Source organism: Sphingomonas sp. IC-11 (genome assembly GCF_021043365.1).
Taxonomy (GTDB): domain Bacteria; phylum Pseudomonadota; class Alphaproteobacteria; order Sphingomonadales; family Sphingomonadaceae; genus Sphingomonas.
The window spans coordinates 792,793-808,708 of sequence record NZ_JAJNDU010000001.1 but is presented as its reverse complement, the minus strand read 5'-3'; the positions used below and the strand labels follow the sequence as shown (position 1 = coordinate 808,708).

The 15,916-nt window shown below is 63.7% G+C and carries 14 protein-coding genes; 7 read left to right on the top strand and 7 right to left on the bottom strand.

Going from position 1 to position 15,916, the window contains the following annotated elements:
• Positions 1-212: 212 nt before the first annotated feature.
• Positions 213-722: a MucR family transcriptional regulator gene (locus LQ954_RS03845; RefSeq protein WP_227770771.1), complete on the top strand. Its 510-nt coding sequence runs from the start codon at positions 213-215 to the stop codon at positions 720-722.
• Positions 723-773: 51 nt separating this feature from the next.
• Here LQ954_RS03845 and LQ954_RS03840 read toward each other — a convergent pair whose 3' ends face one another.
• Entirely contained in the window at positions 774-1,325 is a 552-nt protein-coding gene (locus tag LQ954_RS03840; RefSeq protein ID WP_231022065.1) for a lipocalin family protein, read from the bottom strand.
• A 60-nt stretch (positions 1,326-1,385) separates the two neighbouring features.
• Between LQ954_RS03840 and LQ954_RS03835 the strand changes: the two genes are divergently transcribed.
• The 4 genes from LQ954_RS03835 (at position 1,386) to LQ954_RS03820 (ending at position 5,337) form a co-directional block, all read left to right on the top strand.
• Positions 1,386-2,642 carry an acyl-CoA dehydrogenase family protein gene (locus LQ954_RS03835; RefSeq protein ID WP_231022063.1) on the top strand — a complete coding sequence of 419 codons (1,257 nt, stop codon included), beginning with the start codon at positions 1,386-1,388 and terminating at the stop codon, positions 2,640-2,642.
• A 33-nt stretch (positions 2,643-2,675) separates the two neighbouring features.
• On the top strand, positions 2,676-3,044 hold the full coding sequence (locus LQ954_RS03830; protein ID WP_231022061.1) for an EthD domain-containing protein: 369 nt from the start codon (positions 2,676-2,678) through the stop codon (positions 3,042-3,044).
• 40 nt (positions 3,045-3,084) lie between these two features.
• Positions 3,085-4,215: an acyl-CoA dehydrogenase family protein gene (locus tag LQ954_RS03825; RefSeq protein ID WP_231022059.1), complete on the top strand. Its 1,131-nt coding sequence runs from the start codon at positions 3,085-3,087 to the stop codon at positions 4,213-4,215.
• 123 nt (positions 4,216-4,338) lie between these two features.
• On the top strand, positions 4,339-5,337 hold the full coding sequence (locus LQ954_RS03820) for a methyltransferase (RefSeq protein ID WP_231022057.1): 999 nt from the start codon (positions 4,339-4,341) through the stop codon (positions 5,335-5,337).
• Positions 5,338-5,490: 153 nt separating this feature from the next.
• Here the strand turns inward: LQ954_RS03820 and LQ954_RS03815 are convergent, their stop codons facing one another.
• The 6 genes from LQ954_RS03815 to cydD form a co-directional block, all read right to left on the bottom strand.
• Positions 5,491-6,294, bottom strand: coding sequence for a universal stress protein (locus LQ954_RS03815; protein WP_231022055.1), 804 nt, complete (start codon positions 6,292-6,294; stop codon positions 5,491-5,493).
• Positions 6,295-6,660: 366 nt separating this feature from the next.
• Complete coding sequence (locus tag LQ954_RS03810) at positions 6,661-7,284, bottom strand: response regulator transcription factor (RefSeq protein ID WP_227770778.1); 624 nt, start codon at positions 7,282-7,284, stop codon at positions 6,661-6,663.
• On the bottom strand, positions 7,281-9,131 hold the full coding sequence (locus LQ954_RS03805; protein ID WP_269142191.1) for a PAS domain S-box protein: 1,851 nt from the start codon (positions 9,129-9,131) through the stop codon (positions 7,281-7,283). Before LQ954_RS03805 ends, LQ954_RS03810 begins: the two co-directional genes overlap by 4 nt.
• Before the next feature lie 100 nt (positions 9,132-9,231).
• Positions 9,232-9,621 (bottom strand): response regulator, encoded by a 390-nt coding sequence (locus LQ954_RS03800; protein WP_231022048.1) that lies wholly within the window; start codon positions 9,619-9,621, stop codon positions 9,232-9,234.
• 184 nt (positions 9,622-9,805) lie between these two features.
• Positions 9,806-11,389: an ATP-binding cassette domain-containing protein gene (locus tag LQ954_RS03795; protein WP_231022046.1), complete on the bottom strand. Its 1,584-nt coding sequence runs from the start codon at positions 11,387-11,389 to the stop codon at positions 9,806-9,808.
• Positions 11,386-13,047 (bottom strand): thiol reductant ABC exporter subunit CydD, encoded by a 1,662-nt coding sequence (gene cydD / locus LQ954_RS03790; RefSeq protein WP_231022044.1) that lies wholly within the window; start codon positions 13,045-13,047, stop codon positions 11,386-11,388. Before cydD ends, LQ954_RS03795 begins: the two co-directional genes overlap by 4 nt.
• Positions 13,048-13,177: 130 nt before the next feature.
• On the opposite strand from cydD, the gene LQ954_RS03785 reads away from it, so the two are divergent.
• A complete protein-coding gene (locus LQ954_RS03785) occupies positions 13,178-14,746 on the top strand; it encodes a cytochrome ubiquinol oxidase subunit I (protein WP_231022042.1) in 1,569 nt (522 codons plus the stop codon).
• 13 nt (positions 14,747-14,759) lie between these two features.
• Positions 14,760-15,905 carry a cytochrome d ubiquinol oxidase subunit II gene (gene cydB / locus LQ954_RS03780; RefSeq protein WP_231022040.1) on the top strand — a complete coding sequence of 382 codons (1,146 nt, stop codon included), beginning with the start codon at positions 14,760-14,762 and terminating at the stop codon, positions 15,903-15,905.
• Positions 15,906-15,916 lie beyond the last annotated feature (11 nt).

Here is a 15,916-nt window from a genome sequence, read left to right as displayed (position 1 = left end):
TGCTGCGCGGACTAGGCCAATTCATCCCACCCCATCAAAAAGTATAACGAGTATGGGTTTTTTGTTTGGGTCGCGGAATTCACGATCCTTCAAAAGTGACAGAGGTGTCACCCCAGCATCAAGATTCGTCGCACCAGTATCAATGTCTATTAAACTCCAATACCGTGTAAGTCCGTACTTCCCGGCTTGCGCATCATCCGGTAGAAAGAGCTATGACTGATAAGCCTGACGACGACAGCACCCTCTTGGCAACTGAGCTAACCATCGCTTGGCTTGCCAATCCGAACACGCGCGTTAACCCTGACGATGTCCCCGGCGTTCTCGCATCCATGTATGAAGCGGTGCGGAACCTCGGAAAGAGCGCAGCTCCCGAGGAAGCTGAGGTGCCAGAGGCTCCGGAACACAAGCCTGCGGTCAGCATCCGCAAGTCCCTCGCGGATCCGGACTTCATCGTCTCCCTTATCGACGGGAAAAAGTACCGCAGCTTGCGCCGGCACCTTAATGCGCACGGCCTGACCCCTGAAGATTACCGCCAGCGTTATGGCCTGAAGCCGGACTATCCGATGGTGGCGCCGGGCTATTCTGCCGCACGCCGCGCCGTTGCGAAGAAGCTCGGTCTTGGGCGTAAGCCAGGTACCAAGATCACCAAGTCCCCCGACCAACAGGGGGCGGCTCGCCGCGCGCGCAAGTCGAAGAACGGGGATGCAGTAACGGAGGAATGACCTGACCCATGATCGGACCGGGACAATCGCGCCGGTCCGATCATGCTTCGATCACGGCTGCTGCGTCCGCCGGACGAGCGAGAGATCGTAGCCGAGTTCGCGCGCGCGAGTTTCAAGCATTTTGATCATCGTCGGATCAGGGTTTCGCTCACGAGTGAGCGCCCAGAGATACCGGCCAGACGGTTCGCCTACGATCGACCATTCATAACGATCGCCGTGATCCAGCACCCAATAATCACCATAGAACGGGCCAAAGAAGGACACCTTCAGCTTGGCGTTGGTGGCCTCATCGACGATTTTTGCTTTGCCGGTGGATGATTTTTCCTTGCCGGTCACGCTTCCCTTTCGGCCACGATTGACTACCCGGATCGATCCGTCGCTATTGCGGGAATAATCGGCGGTGACCGCCTCCATTCCCTTCTGGAATGATGCCTCGTAACGGAATTGCTCGTACCAGCGGCCGATATACTGCTGTAAATCCACAGACTTGGCTGGCTCGGGAACAGATCTGTTACCTACTGGCCCGGGGCGTGGTATTGAAACACAAGCCGCCAGCAACACGGGTATACCGATCGCCGCCGCGGCCACTACAACCTTTCTCATCTTACTCTCTCACTTGTCGGAGCCGGCTACATTCCGGCCGCCTTGGACCGCAACGCGCGAATGTCCGCGAACGTTGCTGTTGACGCTCCGCGCCATGTGGATGACGCTACGGCAATGGATCTATCGCTCTCCCCTGCCGAACAGGCGTTTGCTGCCGAAATCCGACAGTTCTTCAAGAACGAGTATCCGCAAGACGTGCTTGCCCTTGTTCGGGAAGGGCGAAAGCTATCGCGCGAAGATCACGTCCGCTCGCAACGCGCGCTGAATGCAAAGGGGTGGTTGGGGGTTGGTTGGCCAGCGGAGCACGGCGGACCAGGCTGGTCACCGGTCGAGCGCTACCTGTTCGAGCAAGAGCTGGAATTGGCTGGTGCGCCTTCGATCATTCCGATGGCGGTAATTTATATCGGCCCAATCATCTGCGCGTTCGGTACGCCGGAACAACAAGCACGCTGGTTGCCCGACATCCTGGACTCACGCGCCATGTGGGCGCAGGGTTATTCGGAGCCTGAATCTGGATCCGACCTCGCCTCCCTGGGGATGAGCGCGGTCCGCGACGGGGAAGATTACGTGCTCAACGGCACCAAGATCTGGACGTCCGGCGCACATTGGGCCGACTGGATTTTCTGTTTGGTGCGCACGGAAAAGTGCGAGCGCAAACAGGATGGCATTTCGATGATCTGCGCGGACATGCGCACGCCTGGCATCACCGTGCATCCGATCATCTCGATCGACGGATCACATGAACTGAACCGGGTCGAGTTTGACAACGTGCGCGTGCCAGCGGCGAACATGATCGGTGAGCCCGGCAAAGGCTGGCATTACGCAAACGTGCTGCTTGCTGCCGAGCGAGTGTCCTATGCTCATATCGGACGCAAGCGCGCCGATTTGGCCGAGCTTCGCCGTGTGGCGGCGACCATTGCCGGCAGCTTCGCGGAAAACATGGCACAGGAACCGTTGTTCGCGCGCCGCCTGGCGCTCGCGGAAATCAGGTTGAACGCAGTCGAACTGTCAGTGCTTCGGGTACTCTGCGGAGATGCGGCTCCTGCCGCCGTTTCCGCTTTGAAGATCGCCTGCACGGAACTCGCGCAGGAGATTACCGAATTATGGGTCGAGCTCGCCGGCCGCGACCGCGCAGTCGTGGCCGATCGAACCCGCGCCGATTGGCGCGACATGGCGCCCGAGGTCGCCAGCTTTGCGGTGCCACGAACCGCATCCTACCTCTTCGAACGGGCGCAGACGATCTACGGCGGCGCAACGGAGATCCAGAAGACGATTGTCTGGCGCGCGCTAGATCGTGCCAATGCATCGCTTGCCTGAACGGCATTGGAGCAGGCTTGAACCGGAGAACTCATGATCAAAATGATCTTCTGTCTTCGCCGTCGTCCGGAGCTAAGCCTGGAGGAATTTCAGACCTATTGGCGTGAACGCCATGCACCCCTGGTGGCGGAAGTGGCGCCCTTGCTGCGGATCCGCCGTTATGTGCAGAGTCACAGCTTCGAACATCCGCAACTCGCTGGGCCGGTGGCGGCTCGCGGCGCGACGGTGCCACCATATGATGGTATTGCGGAGCTGCACTGGGACAGCATCGATGATCTGGTCGCGGTGAACGACAGCAAGGAAGCACGAGACGCTGGCCGCCGGTTGCTGGAAGATGAGCGCAACTTCATTGATCTGTCGCAGTCGCCGCTGTTCTGGGTTCGCGAAAATCACGTCATCTGACCGGCCGCAAAGCAGCGGATAAGGCATAAGGAGAGGCCGCTTGGATTTCAGCTTTACGCCCGAGCAGGAACAGTTGCGCGCATCTCTATCCGGCTATCTGCGCGATCATCACGATTTCGCCGCCCGCCAAGCGGCCGTTGCAACGGAAGACGGTCGCAATCGAGCCATTTGGCACGGCTTCGTGGATCAGCTTGGTATCCTTGGATTGTCGGGCCCGGAAGCACCGGACCCCTTCGACCTGCTGGTCGTGATGCAGGAACTCGGCGCCGCCTTGGTGGCCGAACCGTTCCTGGAAACGGCGATCACCAGCGCAACCCTGCTCCGTGCCAGCAGCACAGCGGCTGCCACCGGGTTGCTGCATCGAATAACGACGGGCGAAGCGATCGTCGTCTTCGCCGACACCGAGCCAGGGGCGCGGCTGGGGACATCTCCCGCCAACATGCAGACCGAACCGGTGTCGGATGGCTGGTGCCTCAGCGGCGCCAAGTCCATGATTATGGGTGCGCCATGGGCAACCACGTTGCTGGTCAGCGCCAATACGCCAGACGGCCCGGCCGTGTTCGCCGTTGATCCGGATGGTTCGGGCGTCGCGCTTCACCCGTATCGTACGATCGACGGGCGACGCGCGGCGGACATTCGGCTGGAGGGCGTAGTGGTGCCTTCTGATCAGATTGTCACCCTGCCCGGCAGCGCGGCCACAGCAATCGAAGCGGCGACCGACGCAACCATCGTCGCGCTCGCCGCTGAAGCACTCGGCATCATGCGCCGGATCCTCGATGACACCATCGCCTACACCTGCCAGCGCCGGCAGTTCGGGCAGTCGATCGCGAACTTCCAGGCGCTTCAGCATCGTATGGTCGACATGTTCATGAAGATCGAAGCTGCAACGTCCGCGACCTATCTCGCCACCATGAAGCTCAGCGCACCGCCGCGTGAGCGCGCGCTCGCGATCTCCGGCGCGAAGGTTCTCGTCGGTGAGGCCTGCCGCTTCGTTGGCCAGAATGGAGTCCAGCTTCACGGGGGCATGGGCATGACGGAGGAACTGACGGTCGGACATTATTTCAAGCGTGCTACGGTTATCGAAGGGCTGTTCGGGACCAGCGATGACCATCTCGCCCGCTACATGACAATCAGCGCAGCACCATCTCTACTGCGTGCAACCGCGGCCTGACCACTCAGTGCGAGCGGCTAACGAAGGAACCGCGCGGTATCCCGCACCTCGATCGCTCTAACCGGAACAAAGGCGGCATCCCCCGGTTCAATGACGTCAGGACGTAATTGGCCGGGTAAAATCATGAACTTAACGCAGATCAGCCAGCTTGCCGAAGGCCGTGATTCCGTTCCACTTGTAGCCGGTCAGGAACCTCGGGCCGCCCTTCTCCACCTGCTCGCTCGGCTGCGCGACGAGAATTATGATTTCATCGCGCCAACTCCTGCATCGCACAGCCGCGTACTGCAGCGTCCCGATCGCCAGGTTGGCGCCACCACGGCGGATCTGCTCGGCTGGTCGCTCCCCTGTAATGCGGACCGGCTTCCGTCGAACATCGTTCACGATCTGGAGCGGGCAGCCCTCCTCGAGCGACGCCCCGATGGCCTGGTGAAAGCCGCAATCCGGGTGTCGAATGTCTTCGGCCAGTTGTTCGTGCACTCGCGATTCCCGACGCAGGAGCAGGACTCCATATTCCTCGGGCCGGACAGCTACCGGTTCGCCGATTACATCTCGCGCAATCTGTCGGGCCTGCCCTCCACCGCCCGGATCCTAGACTATGGCGCCGGCGCAGGTGTCGGCGGGATTGTCGCCGCTTCGCTGCATGGCAATGCACGCCTGACCTTGGCTGACATCAACCCTAAGGCACTCTCGCTCGCCTCAGTAAACGCGACCTTCGCCGGGATCGATCATCAAACCGCCCTGGCACAGACACCGCAAGATGTTGACGGCCCGTTCGACCTTATCGTCACTCACCCGCCCTTCATGATCGATCCAGATCGTCGCGCCTACCGCGATGGGGGAGACCTGTACGGCGGCAAGCTCTCTCTGGATTGGACGCTTGCCGCGATCACCAAGCTGGCACCTGGTGGGCGCTTCATCATGCACACCGGTGTCTCGATCGTTGGCGGTCGCGACGTGGTTCGCGAGGCGCTGCGTGAAGCGATGCCGACCGACGGCTTCGACTATGACTATCGCGTGCTCGATCCAGACATCTTCGGCGATGAACTGGAGAAGGAGCCATATGCAGAGGTCGACCGGATCGCCGCCATCGGCCTTTGTGTATCCCGCAAGCAGGAGGCGTGATTTGACGCTTGGTCGGCGCTCACCCGCCGATCAGGGTTGCGGCCCCGGTTCCCCCTAGCATCGAGGGGTGTGATCAGGCCGCTTGACGGCACCAATGTTTTCCAACTCCCGCGCGCCGCGAGGACGCGCAGGAATTATGGTTTCGTTGCACGCCTACCGCTTGTGCATGAGGAACAGCGGCACCGGCGATTCCTTCAGCATCGATCGGGTCGCGCCGCCGAATATCTCCTCGATCACGCGCCCGCGTCCATATGCTCCCATCACGATCCAGTCATGCCCTCCGCTTCGGCACTCTGCCAGGATTGCCTCGGCGGGGCGACGCGATCCCGCTGGCTCGCTGTTGATGATAGGTTCAATTCCATGGCGGGCGAGGTAGCGGGCCGCGTCATCGGGGGGGATGCGCAGTGATCCATCTTCGTTATGGTAGATGGTGACCGTCTCCGCCTTGCTCAGCAGCGGCGCGGCAGCTTGCAAGGCTGCCTCCGCGTCGTCGGAACCGTCCCACGCCACCAATGCCCGGCCGCACAAATTGAAGCGCGGTGCATTCATCGGCACCGCAAGGACTGGCTTGCCCACCTGCAGCAACGTGTCGCCGATTGCGACGCTCATCTGCTCTGACATTTGCCCGCCCCCGCTGCAGCTCAACACCACGAGATCGGAGAGGCCGCCATGGTCGCGGATCGTCTGGGCGGTGAAGCCGGTACGGTCGATCCAGTCAAAGGAGACGTCCTCGCGTTGCAGACGTGCCAGCATGCGGGTCTTGTTGGCCGCTTCATCCGCCTGTTCGTCGGCAAGGATCGCACCGGTCGCGCCAACATAGTCACCGACGAACTCCGGGATCATCGTCAGATCGACACAGGTCAGGTGCCCACCAATCGCGCGCGTGACATCCAGCGCGGCTTGGTAGCGGCTTTCCTGACCCCGGTCGTGGTGGATCAGCAGAAGCACGTTCCTCATGGCAACCTCCGTCGTTGTAACTGGCTTTTTGGGTACGGAATGCGTGCTTCGCTCCCCATTAGCAAAGGTACGTAGAAACGGGAGAAGCACCGGTCGGGAGTGCTGCCGATGATCCGCCGATCATCTTTGGTGTTTCAGCGAGTTAGCCGATCCGCGCTCGACGGGATGACTGCGACAACTTTTATAGCAGCAGAACGATCGCGTTATTGCTCGGCCTGACAGCGCGACTCGGCAGAGCCGAGACCAAGAAAGGCGGCAAGCGCCGTCATCCGCGTCGCTCTGATCGCTTGAGATCCAGCCACTCCGAAACAGCGTTCGGTACGTCGCCAGCCTTTCAAGACCGGCTCGTGTTCGAACAGGAAGACCTCAGGCCTTTTCCGTGCCCAGTCCCGCCGCAAAGGCGATGCGCAATGCTTCGGAGAGGCTTCGTGCGCCCAGCTTGGCCATGACGTTCGCGCGATGCACCTCAACAGTGCGAGCCGAGATCCCCATGTCGTACGCAATGGTCCGGTTGGGCAGGCCTTGGGCCAAGCCATCCAGAACCTCGCGCTCGCGCGCGGTCAGCGCCGCAATGATGACGGCGGCTTCTTCCGCCCGACTATCGGCGTGGTGGATCGCATCCAGCCTCTCGAAGGCGGCCGTGATTGCTCGGATCAAGACCTCCTTCTCGAACGGCTTCTCGATGAAATCGACCGCTCCTTGCTTCATCGCCCGCACGGCAGTCCCCACATCGCCATGGCCAGTCAGGATGATCACCGGCATCGTCACGCCGCGCTCCTGCAGCGTGCGTTGAACCTCCAGCCCGTCCATCTCCGGCATCCGAACATCCAGCAGGATGCAGCCGGGATCAACGTGCCGCACTTCCTTGAGGAATTCGACACCCGATCGCCAGGCTTTCACGGCGTAACCCGACGTCTTCAGGATGAAGCTCGCGGAGCGCCGCACCGCGTCTTCATCGTCGATGATGTGGATCAGTCGTGCGTCGCTCATTCGTCCTCCTCCGCCCGGGCCAGCGGAAGGGTGAAGTGGAACAGGGTTCCCCCACCCTCGCGCGGCTCCATCCAGATCCGTCCTTCGAGCCCCTCCACGATGGTGCGGCAAATCGAAAGGCCCAGCCCCATGCCGTCAGCCTTGGAGCTGTTAAAGGCGCTGAACAGGTTGGCCGCCACATGCTCGGGCACGCCCGACCCGGTGTCCGCAATTGTCACCTGCACCATAGCTTTCGGTGCCTGGGAAGTCGCCACCTGCAATTTCCGGACAGGGGCGCATTCCATCGCCTCCACCGCATTGCGCATGAGGTTGATCAGCACCTGCTGACACTGCACCTTGTCCACCAGCACGGGCGACGCTTGCGGATCGATATCGAACGACACGGCGACGCCCTTCTCGCCGGCACCGATCAGCGCGAGCTTCGACGCTTCCTCGATCAGCGCGGGCAGATCCTCGACGCTTCGTTCCACCTCGCCGCGCGCCACGAACTCACGCAGCCTGCGCACGATATGGCCGGCGCGAAGCGCTTCGTTCTTCGCATCATCCAGCGCCTCGATGATCATCGGGAAATCTTCCGGATCGGGCTGCTCCAGCAGGTCCCTCACTCCGCGAACGTAGTTGGCAACGGCTGTAATCGGCTGGTTCAGCTCGTGCGCCAGGGTGGAAGCCATGGTGCCCATCGCGCTGACCCGCGAAACATGGATCAGATCGGCACGAAGCGCCTCGATCCGCTCGTCGGCCGCCTGCTTTTCGGAAAGGTCACGGATGAAGCCGGTGAAGATCCGCTCTCCTTCCGTGATCGCCTCACCCACGGACAATTCCATCGGAAACGTGGTGCCGTCCCGCCGCTGCCCCACCACCGTTCGCCCGCGTCCGATGATCCGACGTTCGCCCGTGGCAAGATAGCGGGCGATGTAGCGATCATGATTTTCGCGGTCGGGCGACGGCATCAGCATGCTGACATTTCGACCACGCATCTCCGCTTCGCTGACACCGAAAAGCCGCTCCGCCGCCGCGCTGAACGACAGGATCTCTCCAACGTCGTCGATCACGATCATCGCGTCAGGTACGGTGGCGAGGATGGAGCGAAACTGATTGGCGCTGGCCAGAAGCTGGCGTTCACGGGCGCGCTGCTCCGTCACGTCCCGGATCACCTTCCCGAACCCGCGAAGCTTGCCTGAAGCATCGTGAAGGGCGGTCAGCGCGATATGGGCGAGGAATTCGGATCCATCCTTGCGGATCCGCCAATCCTCTTCTTCCAGCTTGCCGTGCTGGCGTGCCGTTTCCAAATCCTGCTTTGGCTTGCCGGCGGCGCGCGCCGCCGCCGGATAGAATAGCTCGGCGGACTCGCCGACGATCTCCTGGGCGGACCAGCCCTTCAGCCGCTCCGCGCTGCGGTTCCACAGCGTTACCCGGCCATCGGGATCGAGCATGTAGATCGCGTAGCCGGTGGCACCGTCGATCAGCAAATTCAGCTCGTCGGCCAGCTCCTTGGCCTCTTCAGCGCGAAGCGTCGCTCGCTGTTCACTATCGGCCGACGCCCGGCGCAGCTTGCTGATGTGACTGGCGACCCAGATCAGGACCGCCGACGTGCCCCAGAATGCCAGCAGCTCGACCAGCGGGGCGGCACCGCCGGGCCCGCCCAGCAGTTGCGCAGCCAGCGTCGCCAACAACGTGGCGAAAACCGCCGGCCCCACACCGCCAAAGACTCCGACGACGACCACCGCCGCGGTGAAGAGCAGGTAATGCGCCGTACCTGCCAGCCACAGGTCCAGCGCCAGCCGAAGCGCCAGCGCGGCTGCCACGGCAAGCACGGCAACACCGAACCTTGCAACATCGCGCTGCATCTTTCCGGACCAGAATGCCGCCACTTAAGCTCCACACGCCATATCAACACCGGAGCCGCCCGGCGCATTCATCATGCTAATAGCACCTCCGCGCCTGGTGTCAGCGTTCGCCGCCCTCCAGCGCGCTCAGCAGTTGCTGGTGTCGCAGCGGCTTGCCCATCAAGGTCTCGAACCCAGCCTCGCGCGCCAGGCCTTCCAGCTCTTCGCAGCCGTGGCCGGTCATCAGGATCGCGCGGCCGCGCCAGCCGCGCTGGCGCATGGTCGTCAGCAAGCGTATCCCGCTGCTGTCCGGAAGCCGATAATCCGCGACAAGCAAGCCCGCACCATCCAGCGATTTGTCGGCGAGCAGGGTCGCTGCCGCCGAATAGGCCCGCACATGATACCCACGGCCGGTCAGAAACAGCTGCAGCGAGCGGCGCACCGCATCTTCGTCCTCGACTAGCAAGACGACCCGCCGAAGATCTTGCGCAGCGTCACCGGAAGCGGTCATCGACATGCCAAACTACCGGCGAAAACATGCCCGAGTGCATCATGCGCGCCGGATCGCCCCTTTATCATGTCAGTCGTCCTCTCCTGCACGGTTCAAGCGTTTTCGCCGCAAGTGACCTGCAGTCCCATTGGGACTTCTACGGATAAACATGGCCTTACGTCTCCGGCCTGCTGAAGCGCCGTAATCAGGCGGGCTCCACCGACCGGCTCTGGGCGCATAGCCGGTGCGGCAGCGGACGATGGCTGGCCAGCAACAAGCCCTGCCCCGTCCGCTGCAGCCGGCGCTCCAGCCGGTCGATCACTTCTGCCTCTGTAGCGGCATCAAGGCTCTCGGTCGGCTCGTCCAGCAACAGCCAGGGCGCGGGACGCAGATACGCACGCGCCAGCGCGATTCGCCGACGCTCCCCCCCGGACAGACGCTCGCCATTCTCGCCGATCCAGGTGTCCAGGCCACGGGGCAGCGCGCGGACCCGTGCCTCGATGGCCGCATCCGCCAGCACAGCCCACAGCGCGTCTTCGCTGGCGCGCGAGTCGGCGATCAGCAGGTTGTCGCGAACAGTGCCCGAAATCAGCGCCGCATCCTGCGGAAGCCAGGCGAACGCGCTGCGCAGCGTCTCTGGCGCGACATATGCGATGTCCACCCCGTCGATCCATGCGGTTCCAGCCTTTGCCGGCCGCAGCCCCACCAGCGTCTCGATCAAGGTCGTCTTGCCGGAGCCGGACGCTCCAGTAATCGCCATCCTGCCAACTGAGGACAGGGGAACACCGGTCTCGAATGCCAGCGCGGGAGAGGCAAGCCGCATCGATCCTGCACCCTCCTCATTTCCGAGCAGATCGTTCAGCCGAGTCTCGGCGGATCTCACTTCGGGGCGGGCAGCGATCCTCCGGATCAGTGGTGCCAGCCCATCGATCGTCATCGCTGCGGCCAGCGCCGCCATTGCCGCGATCGGCGCCCCCGCACCTGCGGTCAGAACGAACACGACTGCAGCGCTACTGCCGATTGCCACGACGTGTAGCAGCGACACGCGCGCATGGACGTCAGCGCAGGCAAGCTGCGCTTCGCTCAGCGCATCTGCCACCCGGCGGATCTCCTCGCCGGCCTGCTGCTCGAGCCCGAAGCAGCGCAGTTCCGGCGCGGATTCCAGCAGATGACCCATGCGGTCTTTCAAATCGCCATTGTGCGCCTGCGCTGCTGCGGCGTGCTCAACCAGCGGTCGGACCAGCCGGCGCATGATCAGCAGCACGCCCGCCGCAATCGCGACGATCAGCACACCGGGCATGATGCCGCCGATCGCTGCCAATGCGGCGCCCGACAGCAAGGCGGATACTGCGGCTGGCCCGGCACTGCGGCGCACGAGGTCATGTTCTATCGCGGTGAGATCGTTCACCGCGCGCGCAGTTGCTTCGCCACCGGTCACCGCCAACGCCTGCCGGATCGGCAGTGCAGCGATCCCGCGGTAAATCGCCGGCCGAACGCCGGCCACAGCGCCAAGTGCCGCCGCGTGGCTCGCCAGTGCCTCGCCGTAACGTGCGCCGGTCCGCATGATCGCCAGCAAGCGGATCGTGGCGCTGGGCAACATGTAGTTGAACGCCATCGCGGCTGCGGTTCCAGCGGCGCCCGCCAGCGCCGCTGCGGTGATGAACCAGCCGGAGAGGCCCAGCAGGGCGACCGAAGCCGCGGCGACCAGCGATGCGAGTATCGCCGCACGCACGAGGGAACGACGCTCGCGCGCAGATTCGCCGGCGATCAGGGCAGCAAGCTCAGTCATGCCAGTCGCTCCAAAGGGATGATCCGATCTGCAATGGCCGCCAGCGCTTCGCTGTGGGTAGCCATCAATATGGTTCGCCCCTTCGCGACGCTGGCGATCGTCTCGATCATTGCGTGCTCAGCAGCCGCATCGAGGTGCGCGGTGGGCTCATCCAGCAACAGCAGCGGCGCAGGCTTAAGGATTGCCCGGGCAAGGCCGATGCGCCGCCGCTCGCCACCCGACAGGCCACTGCCGCGTGCATCGAGCAGCGTGTCCAACCCATCGGGCCGCCCCTTAATCATAGGGATCAGTCCGGCTTGCCGCGCCGCTTCCTCGATCCGGGCGCGGCTGGCGTGCGGGTCGGCAAGGCCGATGTTCTGCGCTATCGTCTTCGGCAGCAGCAACGTCCCCTGCCCCAGCCAGGATGCGCCGGCGGCGATGCTTCCGCACGGGGGCAGCAACTCGCCGTTGACACGCACCGCCCCTGCGGCCAGCGGCGCAAGGCCCAGCAGCACCCGCAACAGGCTTGTCTTGCCGCTGCCCGACGGTCCCCACAATGCGACGATCTCGCCCGGCCGAACGGCGAACGTCACGTTCGCAACCGCCGCAGCGTCGGTGTCATCGTAACGGATCGAAACACTCTCGAAGCTCAGCCCCGGTGCTTCGCCGGCGACGGGCAGGGCAGAGGCGGAAGTGGCTTCGCGCTCAACCGCCGAAAGCCGGTCGACCGCTGTCTCGGCCGCCTGCTTGTCATGGTAAGCAGCAGCTAGCCGGCGGAGCGGCGCATAGAACTCGGGCGCAAGGGCCAGTACGAAAAAGGCGCTGGCGAGGTCGAGTGTCTCGGGCACCGGAAAGGGTAGCAGGCCGAGCAGATTGAAGCCGCAGTAAACCGCCACTAATGCGACGGAGAGGGCGGAGAAAAACTCGAGCGCTCCAGACGACAGAAACGCGACCCGAAGCACCCGCATCGTGCGACTGGCGACGTCCTGCGCAGCGATGCCGAGCCGCTCCGCCTCCCGCTCGGACGCCTCGAATGCGAGCACAACCGGCAGCGCCCGTAGCCGATCGGCAAACAATCCGGAAAGGCGGGCGAGCGCCGCGAACTGCCGCCGCGACTGATCAGCTGCGGCGCCGCCAGCCAAGATCAGTGCAAGGATGAACGGAACAAGCGTTGCGAACAGGATCGCAGCTGACACAGGGCTCGCGACGGCAATGGCAGCCATCACGATCATCGGCGAAAGCCCGGCCGCCTGCCGCGCGGGTAGGAACCGCGCGACATGGCCGTCGATGGCTTCCACTTCGTCGACAGCCGCCTGCAGCAATTCGCCGCTGGTGCGCATGGCACCCGGCGCGCGATGGAGCGCAGCCGTTACGATCCGTTCACGCAGCTGGCTCTTCGCCGCTCTGGCACCCCGCGCACCGACCCGTGCGCTGCCCCACACGCAGAGGCCGCGCGCCAGGCCGGACAGGCCCGTCAGCGTCACCCAGCCCCAGATCGCCGACCCTGCGACCAGAGCACTAGCTGCCCCCGCGAGCCCCGCGGCAAACCCGATTGCGGCGACGCTATCCAGCAGAAGCAGGCTGGTGGACAGCCGCACGCGCCCGCCGTCGCCCACTACCTCTTTCAGATAGGCGCGACGCTCAGCAGCGGCGCTTCGATCTATTGCAAGAACAGCCATGCCGGGCGCCGCTACCGATTGCTGCACCGCAACCGAATACGGGATGTCCACAATGCCGCCGCGGTTCGCGCGCTCCTAACGAGCGCCGCCAGAACGAGCCGGCGTGACCGGCATCAGGGAGAAACCGGGCATGGACGCCGGCGTCGTAGACTTATCGCGGCTGCAGTTCGCACTGACCGCATTGTACCATTTCCTGTTCGTGCCCCTCACGCTGGGGCTCAGCTTCATGCTGGTCATCATGGAGTCCGTCTATGTGATGACCGGGCGCGAGATCTGGCGCCAGGTGACGCGATTCTGGGGCAAGATCTTTGGGATCAATTTCGTGCTGGGGGTCGCCACCGGGCTGACCATGGAGTTCCAGTTCGGCACCAACTGGTCCTATTTCTCGCATTATGCCGGCGACATTTTCGGCGCGCCGCTGGCGATCGAAGGGCTCATGGCCTTCTTCCTCGAAGCGACGTTTGTCGGCCTGATGTTCTTCGGCTGGGACCGCCTGTCGAAGCTCGGGCACCTCTTCGTCACCTTCCTGGTCGCGCTGGGAACCAACCTGTCTGCGCTGTGGATCCTTATCGCCAACGGTTGGATGCAAAATCCCGTCGGCGCGACGTTCAACCCCGAAACCATGCGCATGGAAGTGTCGGACTTCGGCGCCGTGCTGTTCAACCCTGTGGCTCAGGCGAAGTTCGTCCACACCGTCAGCGCCGGCTATGTTGCCGCCTCTGTCGTGGTGCTTGGCGTCTCCGCTTTTTATCTGCTGAAGGGCCGCTGGATCGAATTCGCCCGTCGCTCGATGGTGGTCGCCGCGGCTTTCGGCCTCGCTTCCTCGCTGTCCGTCGTCGTGCTGGGTGACGAGAGCGGCTACGCGCTCACCGACAACCAGAAGATGAAGCTGGCGGCGATCGAGGCGGCCTGGCACACGCAGGAAAGCCCTGCTGGCCTGACGCTGCTCGGCATGCCTGACACTGCCGCCCGCACCACTCGCTATTCGGTCGAGGTGCCATGGGTATTGGGTCTCATCGCCACCCGCAGCCTCGACAAGGAAGTCACTGGCATGTCGGAGCTGGTGCTGAAGGCGCAGGAGCGGATCGCTTTGGGCATCAAGGCTTATGATGCCGTGGAAACGCTGAAGGCCGATCCATCCAACGTCGCTGCTCGTACCCAGTTCGAAGCGCACAAGCGCGACCTTGGCTACGCGCTGCTGCTGAAGCGCCACCTGGCCGATCCGCGCGCCGCTACCCCGCAACAGATCGAGGCAGCCGCCTGGGACACGGTGCCCAGCGTCCCGCTGATGTTCTGGAGCTTCCGCCTGATGGCCATGATCGGCTTTCTCATGATCGCGCTGTTCGCCACTGCCTTCGTGGTCGCCAGCCGCCGCAAGCATCTGACGACCAAGTGGTTCCTGCGCCTCTGCGTCGCAGCCATCCCGCTGCCGTGGGTCGCCATTGAACTCGGCTGGGTGGTCGCGGAAATGGGGCGTCAGCCCTGGGCGATCGAGGGCGTACTGCCGACCTTCCTGGCGGCATCGTCGCTCAGCCGCTCTGCCCTTTGGACCACGATCATCGGCTTCACCGCGCTCTACGGCACACTCGCCGTGATCGAGATCCGCCTGATCCTGGCCGCCATCAAGCACGGCCCCGTCGAACATCAGGAGCCCACCCCCGAGCCCGGGCGCATCGCCGCCCTGCCGCTGGCCGCCTGAAGGAGGCACGAACATGGAATTCTTCGATTATGAAGTGATGCGCGTGATCTGGTGGGCGCTGCTGGGCGTACTCCTGATCGGCTTCGCACTTACCGACGGCTTTGACCTGGGCACGGCCGCGCTGCTGCCGTTCGTCGCCAGGACCGATGCCGAACGCCGCATGGTGATCAACTCGGTCGGGCCAACCTGGGAAGGCAACCAGGTGTGGTTCATCCTCGGCGGCGGCGCCATCTTTGCCGCCTGGCCCTTCGTCTATGCCGTCAGCTTCTCGGGCTTCTATCTAGCCATGTTCCTCGTGCTGGCGGCGCTGATCCTGCGTCCGGTCGGGTTCAAATATCGTTCCAAGCGGCCGGACCCCGCCTGGCGAACCCGTTGGGACTGGGCGCTCTTTGTCGGCGGCATCGTGCCCGCGCTGGTCTTCGGCGTGGCGGTCGGCAACGTCCTGTCGGGCGCGCCCTTCCGCCTCGACAGCGACCTTCGCTCCTTCTTCGAGGGCGGCCTGCTCGACCTGTTCACGCCATTCACGCTGGTTGCCGGTCTGCTGTCGGTCGCCATGCTCGTCCTGCACGGCAGCGCATGGCTCGCGATCAAAGCTGAACATGGCCAGGTCCGTGATCGCGCCCGGCGCTTCGGCGCCATGGCCGCGGTCGCGTCGATCCTGCTCTTCGCAATCGGCGGAGCCTTCATGGCCTGGGGCGATTATGGCTTCCGAATCGTCGGCGCCGCTGACCCGCTCGGCGCTTCCAACCCGCTGCGTACGGTCACGGAGGCAGCGCCCGGCGCCTGGCTCGACAATTATGATCGTCACCACTGGATGATGATCGCCCCGCTGCTCGGCTTTGCCGGCCCGGTGCTGGCGTTGGTCGGCATCGCGACCCGCAAGGAATGGGCGGCCTTTGCCGGCTCTTCGCTGGCTGCGGCCGGCATCATCGCCACCGTTGGCTTGTCGATGTTCCCGTTCATCCTGCCGTCCAGCATCGATCCGCATTCCAGCCTCACGCTGTGGAACGCGTCCTCCAGCCACCGCACGCTGCAGATCATGCTGTTCGTGACGATCGTCTTCCTGCCGATCGTGCTCGCTTACACCGCCTGGGTGTACCGCGTGCTCTGGGGCCGGGTCACCACTGCCCAGGCGACCACTCATCCTGACTTTTACTAAGGAATTGCCGT

Bases quoted from the DNA above. Each gene is read 5' to 3' on its own strand.
- LQ954_RS03845 (WP_227770771.1), top strand. From the start codon at position 213: ATGACTGATAAGCCTGACGACGACAGCACCCTCTTGGCAACTGAGCTA.
- LQ954_RS03840 (WP_231022065.1), bottom strand. From the start codon at position 1,325: ATGAGAAAGGTTGTAGTGGCCGCGGCGGCGATCGGTATACCCGTGTTG.
- LQ954_RS03835 (WP_231022063.1), top strand. From the start codon at position 1,386: ATGTCCGCGAACGTTGCTGTTGACGCTCCGCGCCATGTGGATGACGCT.
- LQ954_RS03830 (WP_231022061.1), top strand. From the start codon at position 2,676: ATGATCAAAATGATCTTCTGTCTTCGCCGTCGTCCGGAGCTAAGCCTG.
- LQ954_RS03820 (WP_231022057.1), top strand. From the start codon at position 4,339: ATGAACTTAACGCAGATCAGCCAGCTTGCCGAAGGCCGTGATTCCGTT.
- LQ954_RS03815 (WP_231022055.1), bottom strand. From the start codon at position 6,294: ATGAGGAACGTGCTTCTGCTGATCCACCACGACCGGGGTCAGGAAAGC.
- LQ954_RS03810 (WP_227770778.1), bottom strand. From the start codon at position 7,284: ATGAGCGACGCACGACTGATCCACATCATCGACGATGAAGACGCGGTG.
- LQ954_RS03805 (WP_269142191.1), bottom strand. From the start codon at position 9,131: ATGCAGCGCGATGTTGCAAGGTTCGGTGTTGCCGTGCTTGCCGTGGCA.
- LQ954_RS03800 (WP_231022048.1), bottom strand. From the start codon at position 9,621: ATGACCGCTTCCGGTGACGCTGCGCAAGATCTTCGGCGGGTCGTCTTG.
- LQ954_RS03795 (WP_231022046.1), bottom strand. From the start codon at position 11,389: ATGACTGAGCTTGCTGCCCTGATCGCCGGCGAATCTGCGCGCGAGCGT.
- cydD (WP_231022044.1), bottom strand. From the start codon at position 13,047: ATGGCTGTTCTTGCAATAGATCGAAGCGCCGCTGCTGAGCGTCGCGCC.
- LQ954_RS03785 (WP_231022042.1), top strand. From the start codon at position 13,178: ATGGACGCCGGCGTCGTAGACTTATCGCGGCTGCAGTTCGCACTGACC.
- cydB (WP_231022040.1), top strand. From the start codon at position 14,760: ATGGAATTCTTCGATTATGAAGTGATGCGCGTGATCTGGTGGGCGCTG.